The organism is Nocardia iowensis, assembly GCF_019222765.1.
GTDB classification, from domain to species: domain Bacteria; phylum Actinomycetota; class Actinomycetes; order Mycobacteriales; family Mycobacteriaceae; genus Nocardia; species Nocardia iowensis.
The window spans coordinates 1,358,091-1,373,019 of record NZ_CP078145.1; the positions used below are offsets into that span (position 1 = coordinate 1,358,091).

Genomic DNA, 14,929 nt, shown 5'->3' on the forward strand with positions numbered 1-14,929 from the left:
GTATGCACAGTCATCAGTACTTACGCTCCATCGGCTCGTAACGGGTCTGCACCACCGGCTTGAAGTCGAGGCGGATATCCGAGATGAGATCCGGGCTCTCCTTGTAGGCCATCGTGTGCCGCATGAAGTTCACGTCGTCGCGGTCCGGGTAGTCCTCGCGAGCGTGGCCGCCGCGCGATTCCTTGCGGTTGAGCGCACCGACAACGGTGACTTCGGCCAGTTCCAGCAGGAAGCCGAGCTCGACGGCCTCGAGCAGATCGCTGTTGTAGCGTTTGCCCTTGTCCTGCACCGTGATCCGGCTGTAGCGCTCCTTGAGCACGTGGATGTCGGTGAGCGCCTGCTTGAGGGTGTCCTCGGTGCGGAACACGGCGGCATTCATGTCCATCGTGTACTGCAGTTCGGTGCGGATGTCGGCGACCCGCTCGTTGCCGTGATCGGACAGGATCAGCGCCAGCCAGTCCTGCACCATCCGGGCAGGCTGCTCCGGCATCTCCACGAACTCGGTGCGGTGCGCGTACTCCGCCGCGGCGATGCCCGCACGACGGCCGAACACGTTGATGTCCAACAGCGAGTTGGTGCCGAGGCGGTTGGAGCCGTGCACCGAGACGCACGCGCACTCACCGGCCGCGTACAGGCCGGGCACCACGTCGGTGTTGTTGCGCAGCACCTCGCCGCGGATCTTGGTCGGGATACCACCCATCACGTAGTGGCAGGTCGGCATGACCGGCACCAGCTCGGTCACCGGGTCCACGCCCAGGTAGGTGCGGGCGAACTCGGTGATGTCGGGCAGCTTCTCTTCGAGCACGTCCGCGCCGAGGTGGGTCACGTCGATGTAGACGTAGTCCTTGTTCGGACCGGCGCCGCGGCCCTCCAGCACCTCGAGGACCATCGAGCGGGCGACGATGTCGCGCGGCGCGAGGTCCTTGATGGTGGGCGCGTAGCGCTCCATGAACCGCTCGCCGCTGGCATTGCGCAGGATGCCGCCCTCGCCGCGCACGGCCTCCGAGATGAGGATGCCGAGACCGGCCAGACCTGTGGGATGGAACTGGTGGAACTCCATGTCCTCCAGCGGCAGACCCTTGCGGAACACGATCGCCATGCCGTCACCGGTCAGCGTGTGCGCGTTCGAGGTGGTCTTGTACATCCGGCCCGAGCCGCCGGTGGCGAACACGATCGACTTGGCGTGGAAGACGTGCAGGTCACCGGTGGCCAACTCGTAGGCGACCACGCCGGTCGCGACCTGACCGCGGTCGGTGTCGCTCATCACCAGGTCGAGCACGTAGAACTCGTTGAAGAACTCCACGTCGTGCTTGACGCAGTTCTGGTACAGCGTCTGCAGGATCATGTGGCCGGTGCGGTCGGCGGCGTAACACGCGCGGCGGACCGGAGCCTTGCCGTGGTCGCGGGTGTGCCCGCCGAAACGGCGCTGGTCGATCTTGCCTTCGGGGGTCCGGTTGAACGGCAGACCCATCTTCTCCAGGTCCATCACCGCGTCGATGGCCTCCTTGGCCATGATCTCCGCGGCGTCCTGGTCGACCAGGTAGTCGCCACCCTTGACGGTGTCGAAGGTGTGCCATTCCCAGTTGTCTTCTTCGACATTCGCCAGCGCGGCGCACATGCCGCCCTGCGCCGCGCCGGTGTGGCTGCGGGTCGGGTAGAGCTTGGTCAGGACGGCGGTGCGCGCCCGGGGCCCTGCCTCGATCGCCGCGCGCATGCCGGCGCCACCGGCACCGACGATCACGACATCGTAGCGATGCTCCTGAATCCGCGATTCACTCATCGGAGTGGCCTGTTCCTAACTGATGTTGGGGTCGAAGGTGAAGATGACGTAGGTGCCGACGGCCAAGATCAGGATCATCGAGATGGCCAGCAGCGTGTTCAGCCAGAATCGTGTCGAGTCCTTGCGCGAGTAGTCCGCGATCACCGTGCGCAGGCCGTTGCCGCCGTGCAGCTGGGCGAGCCAGAGCATGCTCAGGTCCCACAGCTGCCAGAACGGGCTGGCCCAGCGGCCTGCGACGAAGCCGAAGTTGAGCCGCTTCACGCCGCCGTCGAGCAGCAGCATGATCGACATGTGGCCGAGCACGAGGACGATCAGCAGCAGGCCGGAGAAGCGCATGAACAGCCAGGCGTACTTCTCGAAGTTGTTGCTGGCCCTGGCCCGCGGCGAACGCGGCGAATCCAGGCTGGCGGGCCGGTCGTACGACTTACCGAGAACGGGTGCGGTCATATCAGTGCTCCGTGAACAGGTAGAAGAACATGCGACCGATCGCGGGCGCCGCCAGCACGATGACAACCGCGAGGACGACCCAGAGCATCACGCGCTGGTACTTAGGGCCTTTGGCCCAGAAGTCGACCAGGATCACCCGGACGCCGTTGAGCGCGTGGAAAAGCACGCAGACAACGAGGCCCATTTCCATCAACGCGACGATGGGGGATTTGTAGGTCTCGATGGCACGGTTGTAGGTGTCCGGACTGACCCGGACCAACGCGGTATCCAAGACGTGCACGAAGAGGAAGAAGAAGATGGTGACACCGGTGATCCGGTGCAGCGCCCAGGACCACATTCCGGGGTCGCCTCGGTACAGCGTCTTCCGCTTCGGCTGGGCCGGAGCTTCTATCGTGGTCATAGAGTGCGGTGCCTCCAACGTCGTTGATGGACCCGGTTCATTGATCCTGTGCCGGCTGCGTTTGGGGGCAAATGCCCAGGTGGCTGCGCCGCGGCCCGCTGCCGGGAACCTGAACCGATCTGTTCTGGACTCTAATCCTCTAGGTTTGCCGGAACTAATTCGGCGTGCCGTGCGTTGCGCTACAGTCGGGCCGGTTAGGTTTGCCTTTCTTGATGCGTGAAGGGTTCCTCCGCGGCCCTCGCACGGCCAAGTCCGGCCCGCTTCCGAAGAGGTTCCCGATGTCGCAAATCGACTGGAAATCCCTGCGTGACAACGCAATTCAAGTCATGCGCAATGCCTATGTGCCGTACTCGCGGTTTCCGGTCGGCGCGGCGGCTCTCAGTGCCGATGGTCGCATTGTGAGCGGGTGCAATGTGGAAAATGTCTCATATGGTTTGACCCTCTGCGCCGAATGCGTACTCGTCGGTAACTTGCATTCCGGTGGGGGCGGGCGCTTGCTGGCCATCGCGGTGACCGATTCCCGCGGCGAAATCCTGATGCCCTGCGGGCGCTGCCGACAATTGCTGTACGAACACGGTGGGCCCGACCTCTTGGTCGATCACCGGGACGGGCCCGTCCCGCTACGCGTCCTGCTGCCGGACGCCTTCGGCCCGGACAACTTGACCGCCGGGCAGGTGTGAGCGCGCGCTCAGGCTTCGAGTGCCGCGTCGATCTCGGCCTCGGTGGCGCGGGAGACCGGTGGGAACTGGATCGGGGGAATCTCCAGGCGCTCCATGATCAGAGCCATGCCTCGCCCTAGCTGGTTCACACCATCTATCAGGCGGCCGGTTTCGATCCGGCAGCAGGCACCGGCCCTGGTGAGCTGGTAGAGCGTCTCGCTGTGGCTTTCCTCGATGTCGGTAACGCGTGTCTCGAGCTTGCCGATGCGGCGGTCGATGTGTGCGGATGTCATGGTCGGCGCCTCAGCAATCGGCGTCGAGCGCCGCGTCGATATCGGCCTCGGTCGGCATGGCGACTTCGGCGATATCGGTTGGCGGAATCCCGAGTCTTTCCATGATGAGGGTCAGGCTTCGGCCAATGCCGTTTCCCTGGTCGGTGGAGCGGCGTGCCCAAATTTCCAGTCCGGTGACTCGTCGCGTCAACCTGAGCTGAGACTCGCTGTAGTGCTCCTCGATGTCGGCCACGCGCGTCTCGAGCTTCGCCACGCGGCGGTCGATGTGTGCGGATGTCATTGCTTCCCCCTAGCCCCTCGAACGATTGATGCGGCGAGGCTATCGAAGACCACCGACAAGAACCAGACCCGGACGGCATCTCATGCCAGACTGGCGAATGTGACGGCACTGGACGCGGTTTCGATCATCACGACCAAGCGGGACGGCGGCGAGCTGTCGGACGCGCAGATCGACTGGGTGGTCGATGGATTCACCCGCGGGGCGGTGGCCGACGAGCAGATGTCGGCGCTGGCGATGGCGATCGTGTGGCGTGGGATGACGCGGCGGGAGACCGCGCGCTGGACCAACGCCATGATCGCGTCGGGCAGTCGGATGGATTTCACCGGTCTGCCGCGCCCGACCGTCGACAAGCATTCGACCGGCGGGGTCGGTGACAAGATCACACTGCCGTTGGCGCCGCTGGTCGCAGCCTGCGGTGCCGCGGTCCCGCAACTGTCCGGGCGCGGGCTCGGGCACACGGGCGGCACGCTCGACAAGCTCGAGGCCATCCCGGGCTGGCAGGCCGACGTTTCGGTACCGCGCATGCGGGAGATACTCGCCGATCCCGCGATCGGCGCGGTGATCTGCGCGGCGGGCGCCGATCTCGCACCCGCGGACAAGCGGCTCTACGCGCTGCGCGACGTCACCGGAACGGTCGAATCCATCCCGCTGATCGCCAGCTCGATCATGAGCAAGAAGATCGCCGAGGGCACCGCGGCCCTGGTGCTCGATGTGAAGGTCGGCGCGGGCGCGTTCCTGAAGACCCTCGACGGCGCCCGCGAATTGGCCACGGCCATGGTCGAATTGGGCACCGACGCCGGGGTCAGGACGGTGGCGCTGCTGACCGCGATGGACACCCCGCTCGGCCGCACCGCGGGCAACGCCATGGAAGTCGCCGAGTCGGTCGAGGTGCTGGCGGGCGGTGGGCCCGCCGACATCGTGGAGCTGACCGTCACCCTCGCCCGCGAGATGGTCGCCCTCGCCGGGCTCGATATCGATCCCGCCGATGTGCTCGCCGACGGCCGCGCGATGGACCAGTGGCGCGCGATGGTCCACGCTCAAGGCGGCAACCCGGACGCGCCGCTGCCCACGGCGAAACACACCGAGGTCGTGCGAGCCGAGCGGTCCGGTGTGCTGACCCGTCTCGACGCCATGGGCGTCGGCATCGCCGCCTGGCGCCTGGGTGCGGGCCGGGCCCGTCAAGGCGATCCGGTCCAAGCCGGCGCTGGCATCGAAATGCACGCCAAGCCAGGTGATTCCGTCACCACCGGCCAGCCGTTGCTCACCTTGCACACCGACACCCCGGAAGCTTTCCCCGGTGCCTATGCCGCTTTGCAAGATGCCTTCGCCATCGGCGAGTCCACCGAAAAGCCCGCCACGCCACTGATACTCGGCCGCATCGACGCCTGACCTGCCTATTCGGCCAGTGAATTGGCTTGCCGCGCAAAACACCCGATCCGGAACGACCGCTCGTCGCCGATCCGAGCATCACGATTCCTGAGGGAGTGGTGCGCGCGAGTTGATGTGGTGTGCGCTGCATGCCGACTGCTCGGTACGTGGACCTGGCTGTGTTCGGTATCGCATCAATCGCAGTAACTGCAGGTGAGCCAGTGTGTGCGGTGGGGCGGTGGGTGTCCGGTTGTGGGCCGGGGCGGGTTGGCTGGGCAACGAGATGGTTGCCACTTGGGCAGTAGGGTGCCGTTCCGCTGCCGTGCGGCTACCGTCGTTACATGACTGGACCGACCGCATTGACCCTTGCCTCGATCCGACAAGCGCCAAAAGCGCTGCTGCACGACCACCTCGACGGTGGTCTACGGCCTGCGACGGTGCTGGAGCTGGCCGCCGAATGCGACTATGCGGACCTACCCGCCACCGACGAGGCGACGCTGGCCGCCTGGTTCCGGGACGCGGCCGACAGCGGATCGCTGGAACTGTATCTGGAAACCTTCGCGCACACCGTCGCCGTCATGCAGACGCCCGAGGGCCTGCGCCGGGTTGCCCGCGAATGCGCGGAAGACCTGTCCGCCGACGGGGTGGTGTACGCCGAGGTGCGGTTCGCTCCCGAACAGCACCTGGAACGCGGACTGACGCTCGACGAGGTCGTCGAGCACACCCTCGAGGGGTTCCGCGAGGGCGCGGCGGCTGCCGCGGCGGCGGGGCGGCCCATCGTGGTGACCTGCCTGCTCACCGCCATGCGGCACGCGGCACGCTCACGCGAGATCGCCGAACTCGCCGTGCGCTTCCGCGACCGCGGCGTCGGCGGCTTCGACATCGCGGGTGCGGAGGCGGGATACCCGCCGAGCAGGCATCTGGATGCCTTCGAATACATGCGAGCCAATAGCGCGCACTTCACGATTCACGCGGGCGAGGCATTCGGGTTGCCGTCGATCCACGAGGCGCTCGCCTTCTGCGGCTGCGATCGGCTCGGCCACGGTGTGCGCATCACCGACGACATCAGTGTGCCCGGTGCGATCGAGGACGCGCGCCTCGGACTCGTCGCGAACTACGTGCGTGACATGCGCATTCCGCTCGAGCTCTGTCCGTCGTCCAATGTGCAGACCGGCGCGGTGCCCTCGCTGGACAAGCACCCGTTCGACCTGCTGGCCCGGCTGCGCTTCCGCGTCACGGTCAACACCGACAACCGCTTGATGAGCGATACCAGCATGAGCCAGGAAATGCTCAAACTGGTAGACACCTTCGGCTACGGCTGGAGTGATCTGGAGCGCTTCACCATCAACGCGATGAAGTCGGCGTTCATCCCGTTCCCGGAGCGACTGCGCATCATCGACAACATCATCAAGCCCGGCTACGCGGTGCTGCTCGGTTAGTCAACGGCCGCAACAGGTTCAGCGAGCCGGGCGTCCCGTCCGAGGTGACGGGAGCCCGGTTCGCCTGTCGGCCAGATGGGCGCAACCACCGCGCACTTTTCCTCGAGCAGCGCACGAAATCGCTGGAATTCGTGCGCAGCAGGCTGTCTCGCACGCGGCACCACTACACGCGCGGGGTGCGTGCGGGTGGCCAACTCCTTGTCGATCTCACAGAGCGTTCATACGCCTCCCAGGGTTACATGCGCTGTGAGGCGTGGGACGCTCTGTGAGATGAGTGGAGGGGCCTGGGCGCAGTGACCACCTGGGGGTGTCAGGTCGCCGGTTCGCTAGCGTGGCTGAGCATGGTGACGTTGCGGATTCCCAGTCGGTTCAATGGCCCGCCCAGTTCCGGCAATGGCGGCTATGTGGGCGGATTGCTCGCGGAGCAGCATGAGGCCGACGCGGTTACGGTGATCCTGCGCAGTCCGACGCCGCTGGACACGCCGCTCGAGGTGCGGGCCGGGCAGCTGTACGACGGCGATACCTTGGTTGCCGAATCCAGTGCGGGCGAATTCGACCGGGACGCACCACGATCCGTGCCGTTCGCGACCGCAGCGGCTGCGGCGAGCTCGTATCAGAGCAACGAGATGTTCGCGTCCTGTTTCGTCTGCGGCAGTGCCCGCACGGACGGTCTGCGCATCGAGGCCGGGTCGGTCGGCGACGGTCGGGTGGCCGCACCGTGGACCCCCGATGACTCGCTTCCGCTGGGCGCCGCCGTCCTGTGGGCCGCGATGGACTGCCCCGGCGGCTGGTCGCTCCCCGAGATGTTCGACCGCCCCGCCCTCCTCGGCTCGATGACCGCCGCGGTGCACGACCTCCCCGAGGTCGGCGAGCAGTGCGTGGTCATCGGCGAGAACCACGGTGAGCAAGGCCGCAAATCCTTCTCGTCCACCGCCATCTACGGTTCCGACGACCGCCTGCTCGGCCGCGCGGAACAGATCTGGATCCGCTTGCGCTGACGCACCCTGTCTCCGGTCCGGACTGGGTGCCGCCACCAGTACCCCGAAGGACGGCAAGGACGCTCGGTGCGCGGCAAGCGGAACGCCACACTTCCGTCGGCGTCGGCGTCGGCCGAGTCCGTCCGGACCGGCTCCGCAATCGCGTAGCCGCTGTCCCCGACCTACTGCGGGTTGAGCCTGGACTCGAAGTTGCGCTCCAGATCCCGCCAGGACTGCGCCTCGGCGGTGAACGGCGGGTTGGGGGCCAAACGGGTCGGGTCCGGGTTGAGCAGGTACGAGACGTACCAGCCGAGCGGGTTCGACGGGGCCAATGCCTGTTCCACGGCGTCGTCGCCGGCGTAGTCGGCGGCGTCGGTGAACAGTTCGACGGCCAGGTCCAGCTGTTCGATGTCGACGGCCTCCGGTCCTTCGGCCAGGTCGTCGGCGAGGCCGGGCAGCACGTAGACGTTTTCGTCGGTGACCTCGACCTCGAGCGAACCGTCCACCGCGGCCGTCTGCACGTCGGTGAAGGTGCTCACCCGGGCGAGGTCGTGCTCGTGGTCGTCGGCGAGGTATCTGGCCAGCGCGCGCTCGGAGGGGAACACCGTGATCGCGTTGTCGGAGCCGAGGAAGATCGGCTCGTCGTCGAGGTAGCAGCGCAGCGTGAAGTAGGTGCCGTCGGAGGTGATGATCTTGACCGGGTCGATGCCGACCTCGTGCCAGAACGACTCGTCCTCGTCTTCTTCGTCCTCGTCGTCCGCGTCGAGGTCGACGGGTTCGAACTCGTCTTCCTCGTTGTCCGCGGCGTCGTCGGCATCGACGACGTTCTCCTCGGCGGCCAGCAGTTCGGCCTCGGCGACGGCGACGGCTTCCGCGTCGACATCGGGGGTCTGCACGACCGAGTCGATGGCGTCGAGAACGCTGTCCCAGCCCTTGGCGATGGCGGCGCCGATCTGGTCCCAGAGTTCCTCGCCGTCCCGGCCGACGAACGCGCTCACCCCGCTGGGGAGTGCGCCGAGCACCGGATGCGACCCGAAGAACTTGGTCACCGTCTCGAGCTCGCACACCTCACCGATGTTGCGGACCATGCTGAGCGTGTCTTCCAGCTCGGCGATGGTGTCCACGTCGGGCTCGCCCGCGGCCAGCTCGGGCACCGCGACCAGATCGAAGGAGAAGTTCTCCTCGGGCTCCAGTTCGACCGCCGACAGGCCCGCGACGACCTTCCATGCGGGATGCTCGACGAGGTCGTTGTCGGAGTTGGTCCGAATGAAGGCGGCCAGCTCCGCGACGGACTCGAAACCGTAGAGGGAGTCCTCGTGTCCGAGGAACGCCTCCCACTCGTCGTCACCGTCGCGCCAGCGCGGTGCCCACAGGGTGACGAGATCGCCGTCGGTCAGGCCGAGCTCGATCGGGACGATGTCTCCAGAAGCCATGAGCGGAAGCCTATCTACCTTCCGCGTCAGGCACTATCCGGCCCGCCCCCAACGGTTCCTTGGGCCTCGTTCGCGGCGGGAACGAATGACTCGTTCAGTGTCGCAACGACCTTCGAGCGCTGGCTGCCCGCGTCCTCGGCGGCCTGCCTGCACGCCCAGACGATCAGCTGTCCGACCTCGGCGGGTGGCAGCGAAGTGACCGTCTCGGCGAGGCTCAGCGCGACGAGTGCGCCGTCGCTGTCGACCTCGACGGTGACCGTGCCGTCATCGGTGGTGTGCCGCCCCCGCACCTGCTTGAGGCCGTACAGCGCGGCCTCGAGCGCCTCCAGCTTCTGCGTCGCGTTAGCGACCAGAGCATCCATCTCAGCGCTCATACCGGCCTCATCCAGGTCGTCGGTCCCGTGTCCGCGTCGTCGATCCGGTCCAGCTCGTCCACCGCGGCCTGGCGGGTGGGTAGGCCGAGTCGGTCCAGGATGTCGGCGGGCATGCCCGCCTCGGCCAGCAGTTCGCGGCGGCGCGCCTTCGCGGCAACGGTGGAGCGTTTGGTGAGCCGCAGGATCTCGTTCGCGAGAGTTTGTGCGCCGTAACGGTATTCGCTGCGCTCGAACTTGATCTCCACCGGCATGCCCTGATCGGTGGCCCGCACCGAAATCGTGCCCGACCGATTGGTGCTGGCCGCAACCGTGACGTTGGGAACCGTCGGTGGCTGCTGCGGATTCGTCATGACGTCGGCCTATAGAAGCCGTAGAAGCCCATCCCTGAATTCTCCGTTCGAATCGAGCTGATCTGGACCGGGTCGCCTGCCTCGACGAATTGTCCGTTGCCGATCACCATCGCGACGTGGCCGTCCCAGATGGCCAGATCGCCCGGCATCAGGTCGCCGGGGGAGACCGGACTGCCGGTGGCCTGCTCGGCGGCCAGTCGGGGAATCTCCACGCCTGCCTCGCCGTAGGCGAACTTGGTCAGCCCGCTGCAGTCCAGTCCGGCGCCGGGAGTGTTGCCGCCCCACACGTACGGCGTGCCGACCGCGCTGATCGCCGAGCGGACCGCGGTCGCCGCCTTCTCGTTGGGTGCCTCCACCGTGCTGCCGTCGGGCAGGGTGATCTTCACGCCCTTGCCGTCGCTCGACATGCCGGACGAACCGGTGTCCGGTCTCGGGGTGCCCGTCGTGGACGGGGCGCCGGAGGTGACGCTCGGCATCGACGCTGTCTGTAGCGAGGGCATTGCCGTGCTCATCAAGCTGCTCGCCATTTGACCCGCACCGCTGAGCGCGCTGGTCGCGGTCGACACGAACTGCTGCGTACCGGCGGCCGTGGTGGCGGGCGACCCGGCGAGTGCCGGTGTCGGTGGCGGTGGGGTCAGCTCGGTCATCGATGCGGTGTGCGTACCGAGTTCGTTCCGCACCCGGCCGACGACGTTGAGCGCCTGGCCGAGGTGGTCGATCGCGGAGCCGACGATCATCGTCAGGCCCGCGGGCGTGGCCAGTGCGGGGCCCGCGCTCGCCGCGGTGTTCACGAACGACTGGGCGATGCCGGTGAGGTCCTTCTGGCCCGACTCGACCTCGGCGGCGGCCTGGTTCACCACGGTTGCCATGTCGTTGCCGCGGTCGGAGATGGTGGCCGCTGAGGTTTGCACCCGCAGCGCCTTCGCGGTGGCGGCGTCGGCGGCCTGGCCGTCCCATGCCGAGTTCATGCCGTTGATGCTGTCGCGACCCATCTGCTGGATCTGGTCGACGACGCTCGAGGTGCTGCGTAGTGCGTCGGCGGGCCCGCCGGTCGGCAGCACGCCCGAGCCGAAGCTGGCGAGCAGGTCGAAAATGGGTTTGGCCAACGCGTTGATATCGATCACGGCTCACCCGTCCAGTTCGGCGACCACGCTCTGCAGCGATCCCGCGTTGTTCGCGTCGGTCTCGGTGAGCACGGTTGCCGCGCCGGTTGCCGCGCCGCCCATGCTGGCAAGCACCGCGGACAGCTGGCCGATCGAGGCGACGTGTCCGGCGTGCGCGGCGGCGTACGCGGCCAGGAAATCCCCGCCGATCAGTCCCATGATCGGACCGAGCAGGGCGGGCTCGGCCGCCACCGCGCTCGCGCCGGCCGTAGCCATTTCCCCGGCCATCACATGGGCGGTCGCGCCGTAGGCTGCGATGCCCTCGGTATCCGCCGACATCTTCCGCATCAGAGCTTCCCCCATCTGTTGTTCCCAGGCAGAGTACGTCATTCACTTGGTTCGACGCGCGCTCTTCCCGATCGGTTCCACCGATGCGAAAAAACTTTCGGGTGGAGCTTCGGCGGCGGACCCACTGGTGACTTTATCGTTCCCTCATGCGCACTCACACCGTGGACCATCCACTCGCCGCCGCTCTGCTGACCACGATGCGAGACGCGCGGACCGACAACTCCGCCTTCCGCACCGCATTACGCGATCTCACCAGGATCCTCATCTACGAGGCGCTGCGCGGTGCGCCGGTGCGGCATTTCGAGATCGCGACACCGGTCGCCCTCGCCGAGGGTTCGCGCCTGGCGCAGCCGCCGCTGCTGGTTCCGGTCCTCCGGGCGGGCCTCGGCATGGTCGACGTTGCCGCCGAGCTGATCCCCGACGCCAGGATCGGCTTCGTCGGCATCGCCCGCGACGAGGACTCCCACCAGCCGGTCCCGTACATGGAGTCGCTGCCCGACGACCTGGCCGGGTTACCGGTCTACGTGCTCGACCCGATGCTGGCGACCGGCGGCTCGATGCGCCATACCCTGGAACTTCTCGTCGCCCGCGGCGCCACCGACATCACCGCGGTCTGCGTCGTCGCCGCTCCCGAAGGGGTCGCGGCACTGGCCGATTCGGGCCACCCGGTGCGGCTGATCACGGCCGCGATCGACGCGGGCTTGAACGAGAACGCCTACATCGTCCCCGGTCTCGGCGACGCGGGTGATCGCCAGTTCGGGCCGCGCTGAGCGGACCTCACTGATCCTGCGCCCGGGTGAACAGCTCCAGGTGGAAGCAGTCCTTACATCGAAAGGCATCGACCAGCCAGTGCGCGCGGCCGGCCCGCTTCGCACCCCAGAAGCCGATTTCCAGCGGACCCTCCACCCAGCGGGCGTGGCCGCGTGAACTGTCGCCGGAATCCTCGATGAAGCCGGGCATCATGGCCTCGCTGCCGCAGTGAGTACAGTGCATCGCCGTCATTACATGATGATGCCTGGGCGGTCACAGCCCCTGGCAGTATTCGCGCAATGCGGAAAGACGTTGTCCCGCAGTTGTCCTGGCGGCGGGCAGGTCGGCGGGCGCGGCGACCGGTGTCAGCACCTCGAGATAGCACTTGAGTTTCGGCTCGGTGCCGGACGGGCGGACCACGATGCGCGCGGTGGCGCCCTCGAAAATGAGTGCGTCGGTGCGCATTCGGCCGCGCACCTGGAGCTGGTCGGTGTACTTGACCGGCTCGCCCGCGATCTCGTCCGGCGGATTCGCGCGCAGCCGGGCCACCACGTCCGCGGCGGCCGCCGCGGAGTCCAGCCGCAGCGACACCTGATCGGTGGTGTGCAGCCCGAATTCGACCGCGTACGCATCGAGTTCGTCGGTCAGCGTGCGGCCCGCCGACTTCAGCCGGGCGACCAGGTCGGCGGTGAGCACCGCGGCCGAGATGCCGTCCTTGTCGCGGACCGTGGCCGGGTCGACGCAGTGGCCGATCGCCTCTTCGTAGGCGTAGACCAGGCCGTCGCCCGCGCGGGCCAGCCATTTGAAACCGGTGAGGGTTTCCGCGTAACGGGCACCGCGCGCGGCGGCGAGCGCGGACAGCAGCCGCGACGACACGATCGTGGTGGCCACCAGCGCGTCCGGCGGTGCGGTGCGCAACACGCAGTCGCCGAGCAGCACGCCGGTCTCGTCCCCGCGCAGCATCCGCCAGGTGTTGTCCGGTAACGGGATCCCCACGGCGCAGCGGTCCGCGTCGGGATCGAGCGCGATCGCCACGTCGGCGCCGACCCGGGTGGCCAAGGCCAGCAGCAGGTCGGTCGCGCCCGGCTCCTCCGGGTTCGGGAACGCGACGGTGGGGAAGTCAGGGTCGGGCTCGAACTGCTCCTCGACCACGTGTACGTCGGTGAATCCCGCCGCGGCGAGCGCCTTCACGACCAGGTCGCCGCCGACGCCGTGCAGCGGCGTCAGCGCGATCCGGATGGCGGCGCGCGCGCCGGGGCCGCCGATCACCGAGGGCAGCGAGGACACTCGGTTCAGATAGCGCTGCACCAGGTCGTCGTCCGCGGGGGTGACCGGCGTGCGGGCGACCGGTTCGGCGACGGCCTCGATGCAGCGTTCGATCTCGGTGTCGGCGGGGGCCAGCAGCTGCGAACCGCCATCGAGGTAGACCTTGTATCCGTTGTCGGTGGCCGGATTGTGGGACGCGGTGATCTGCACACCGGCCACCGCGCCGAGCTCACGGACCGCGTACGCGACCACCGGCGTCGGCAATGGGCGGGGCAGCAGCGTCACCGGAAAACCCGCGGCGGCAAAGATTTCCGCCGTCGCCGTGGCGAATTCGGCGGAGCCGTGCCGCGCGTCGCGACCGACGACCACCGCGCCGCCGCCGAGACAGCGCCCGCGCAACCAGTCAACGATTCCGGCGGTGGCCCTGGTCACCGTCGCCACGTTCATGCCGTCTGGGCCGTCTTGCAGCGGGCCGCGCAGGCCGGCGGTGCCGAAGCGCAGCATCTACACCCGTTCCAGCACGCCGCGCAGCAGCTTGCCCAATCGCGGTGCGGCGGCATGACCTTCGGCGAGCACCTCGGCATGCGACAGATGCGCGCCGGTGACACCCGCGGCCAGGTTGGTGACCAGCGAGATGCCGAGCACCCGAGCGCCTAGCGCGCGACAAGCGATCGCCTCCAGCACCGTGGACATGCCGACCAGATCGGCGCCCATGGTCCGCAGCATCCGGATCTCGGCCGGTGTCTCGTACTGCGGCCCGGTCAGGCCCGCGTACACGCCCTCGGTCAGGCCGGGGTCGATTTCCTTTGCCAGGGCGCGCAATTCGGGATCCCAGGCATCGACCAGGTCGACGAAGGTCGCCCCGGTCAGCGGGGTGCGGCCGGTGAGGTTCAGGTGGTCGTTGATCAGCACCGGCTCGCCGACGGCGAGGCCATCCCGGATACCGCCCGCGGCATTGGTCAGCAGCACGATCTCGGCGCCCGCCGCGACGGCCGCGGCGACCGGGTGCACCACATCGGCGGGCTGGTAGCCCTCGTACAGGTGCTGGCGGCCCATCAACAGCAGGGTGGGTGTGTCACCGACGGCGACCGAATGGACCATGCCGCCGTGCCCCTGCGCGCTCGGCGTGCCGAACCCCGGTAACTCCGGCATCGGCACCGACGCGACCGGCGTACCGATCTCCGCGGCCGCCTCCTGCCAGCCCGAGCCGAGCACCACCGCAACCCGGTGACGCGGCACTCCAGTACGTTCGGCGATCGCCTCGGCGGCCTGTTCGGCAAGCATGATCGCCACGATAGTCCCGTCGGAAGCGCCGTGGCGGTGTGGTCGGCCAACTCGCAGGTCGGCACGCTCGACCGGGCGGGCTGTTCAGTGCATCGCGGACACCATGGCGGTGGCGGCCAACGGCGACTCGTGCCGCCCGACCGCCGCGGCCAGCGGGCCGCGACAGCCAATCCGGTGCGGGCCAGTCGATTCGGCTGCTCGCCATGTGCCGGGCCATGTGCTCGGGCCGTATCGCACCCGGCGGAGTTCGGCTGATTGTCCGCCACGCCCATCCACCGCGCGCTGGCGGTCGCACTGGTCGTCGACAATGCGCGACATGGCGGCCGCGCACCTCGATCGGGGATTGCTACCCACGAGTAGGGGTATCGGCGCGGTCCG

At 67.9% G+C, this 14,929-nt stretch carries 18 protein-coding genes; 5 read left to right on the top strand and 13 right to left on the bottom strand.

Annotated elements, in window-relative coordinates; all coding sequences use genetic code 11:
* Nucleotides 1-13: 13 nt before the first annotated feature.
* From sdhA to sdhC, 3 genes are read right to left on the bottom strand one after another with little or no spacing between them, the layout of a single operon-like run.
* Entirely contained in the window at nucleotides 14-1,765 is a 1,752-nt protein-coding gene (gene sdhA, locus KV110_RS06085; protein ID WP_218478205.1) for a succinate dehydrogenase flavoprotein subunit, read from the bottom strand.
* A 30-nt stretch (nucleotides 1,766-1,795) separates the two neighbouring features.
* Nucleotides 1,796-2,227: a succinate dehydrogenase hydrophobic membrane anchor subunit gene (locus KV110_RS06090; protein WP_218474176.1), complete on the bottom strand. Its 432-nt coding sequence runs from the start codon at nucleotides 2,225-2,227 to the stop codon at nucleotides 1,796-1,798.
* Nucleotide 2,228: 1 nt separating this feature from the next.
* Nucleotides 2,229-2,627: a succinate dehydrogenase, cytochrome b556 subunit gene (gene sdhC / locus KV110_RS06095; protein ID WP_218474178.1), complete on the bottom strand. Its 399-nt coding sequence runs from the start codon at nucleotides 2,625-2,627 to the stop codon at nucleotides 2,229-2,231.
* Nucleotides 2,628-2,905: 278 nt separating this feature from the next.
* Between sdhC and KV110_RS06100 the strand changes: the two genes are divergently transcribed.
* Nucleotides 2,906-3,307, top strand: a complete 402-nt coding sequence (locus KV110_RS06100; RefSeq protein ID WP_218474179.1) for a cytidine deaminase — start codon at nucleotides 2,906-2,908, stop codon at nucleotides 3,305-3,307.
* A gap of 8 nt (nucleotides 3,308-3,315) precedes the next feature.
* Here the strand turns inward: KV110_RS06100 and KV110_RS06105 are convergent, their stop codons facing one another.
* Complete coding sequence (locus KV110_RS06105; protein WP_218474180.1) at nucleotides 3,316-3,579, bottom strand: hypothetical protein; 264 nt, start codon at nucleotides 3,577-3,579, stop codon at nucleotides 3,316-3,318.
* A gap of 10 nt (nucleotides 3,580-3,589) precedes the next feature.
* On the bottom strand, nucleotides 3,590-3,859 hold the full coding sequence (locus tag KV110_RS06110) for a hypothetical protein (protein WP_218474181.1): 270 nt from the start codon (nucleotides 3,857-3,859) through the stop codon (nucleotides 3,590-3,592).
* Between the two features lie 99 nt (nucleotides 3,860-3,958).
* Between KV110_RS06110 and KV110_RS06115 the strand changes: the two genes are divergently transcribed.
* From KV110_RS06115 to KV110_RS06125, 3 genes are all read left to right on the top strand, one after another.
* On the top strand, nucleotides 3,959-5,248 hold the full coding sequence (locus KV110_RS06115) for a thymidine phosphorylase (RefSeq protein ID WP_218474182.1): 1,290 nt from the start codon (nucleotides 3,959-3,961) through the stop codon (nucleotides 5,246-5,248).
* A gap of 320 nt (nucleotides 5,249-5,568) precedes the next feature.
* On the top strand, nucleotides 5,569-6,666 hold the full coding sequence (locus KV110_RS06120) for an adenosine deaminase (RefSeq protein ID WP_218474183.1): 1,098 nt from the start codon (nucleotides 5,569-5,571) through the stop codon (nucleotides 6,664-6,666).
* Between the two features lie 341 nt (nucleotides 6,667-7,007).
* Nucleotides 7,008-7,664 (top strand): hypothetical protein, encoded by a 657-nt coding sequence (locus KV110_RS06125; RefSeq protein ID WP_218474184.1) that lies wholly within the window; start codon nucleotides 7,008-7,010, stop codon nucleotides 7,662-7,664.
* 161 nt (nucleotides 7,665-7,825) lie between these two features.
* On the opposite strand, the gene KV110_RS06130 is transcribed toward KV110_RS06125, so the two are convergent.
* Genes KV110_RS06130 through KV110_RS06150 form a run of 5 tightly spaced genes read right to left on the bottom strand, consistent with a single transcriptional unit; the run spans nucleotide 7,826 to nucleotide 11,251 of the window.
* A complete protein-coding gene (locus KV110_RS06130) occupies nucleotides 7,826-9,076 on the bottom strand; it encodes a primosomal protein (protein ID WP_218474185.1) in 1,251 nt (416 codons plus the stop codon).
* Between the two features lie 26 nt (nucleotides 9,077-9,102).
* Entirely contained in the window at nucleotides 9,103-9,450 is a 348-nt protein-coding gene (locus KV110_RS06135; protein WP_218474186.1) for a YbaB/EbfC family nucleoid-associated protein, read from the bottom strand.
* Nucleotides 9,447-9,800 carry a hypothetical protein gene (locus tag KV110_RS06140; protein ID WP_218474187.1) on the bottom strand — a complete coding sequence of 118 codons (354 nt, stop codon included), beginning with the start codon at nucleotides 9,798-9,800 and terminating at the stop codon, nucleotides 9,447-9,449. Before KV110_RS06140 ends, KV110_RS06135 begins: the two co-directional genes overlap by 4 nt.
* Nucleotides 9,797-10,924 (bottom strand): C40 family peptidase, encoded by a 1,128-nt coding sequence (locus KV110_RS06145; RefSeq protein ID WP_218474188.1) that lies wholly within the window; start codon nucleotides 10,922-10,924, stop codon nucleotides 9,797-9,799. Before KV110_RS06145 ends, KV110_RS06140 begins: the two co-directional genes overlap by 4 nt.
* A 3-nt stretch (nucleotides 10,925-10,927) precedes the next feature.
* Nucleotides 10,928-11,251 carry a DUF2563 family protein gene (locus tag KV110_RS06150; RefSeq protein ID WP_218474189.1) on the bottom strand — a complete coding sequence of 108 codons (324 nt, stop codon included), beginning with the start codon at nucleotides 11,249-11,251 and terminating at the stop codon, nucleotides 10,928-10,930.
* Nucleotides 11,252-11,397: 146 nt separating this feature from the next.
* Between KV110_RS06150 and upp the strand changes: the two genes are divergently transcribed.
* Nucleotides 11,398-12,021 carry a uracil phosphoribosyltransferase gene (gene upp / locus KV110_RS06155; protein WP_218474190.1) on the top strand — a complete coding sequence of 208 codons (624 nt, stop codon included), beginning with the start codon at nucleotides 11,398-11,400 and terminating at the stop codon, nucleotides 12,019-12,021.
* A gap of 7 nt (nucleotides 12,022-12,028) precedes the next feature.
* Here upp and KV110_RS06160 read toward each other — a convergent pair whose 3' ends face one another.
* Genes KV110_RS06160 through KV110_RS06170 form a run of 3 tightly spaced genes read right to left on the bottom strand, consistent with a single transcriptional unit; the run spans nucleotide 12,029 to nucleotide 14,551 of the window.
* Entirely contained in the window at nucleotides 12,029-12,253 is a 225-nt protein-coding gene (locus KV110_RS06160; RefSeq protein WP_218474192.1) for a hypothetical protein, read from the bottom strand.
* Between the two features lie 21 nt (nucleotides 12,254-12,274).
* Complete coding sequence (locus KV110_RS06165) at nucleotides 12,275-13,771, bottom strand: phospho-sugar mutase (RefSeq protein WP_218474194.1); 1,497 nt, start codon at nucleotides 13,769-13,771, stop codon at nucleotides 12,275-12,277.
* The gene (locus KV110_RS06170; RefSeq protein ID WP_218474196.1) at nucleotides 13,772-14,551 is read right to left on the bottom strand and encodes a purine-nucleoside phosphorylase; all 780 of its coding nucleotides are present in this window, start codon (nucleotides 14,549-14,551) and stop codon (nucleotides 13,772-13,774) included.
* Nucleotides 14,552-14,929 lie beyond the last annotated feature (378 nt).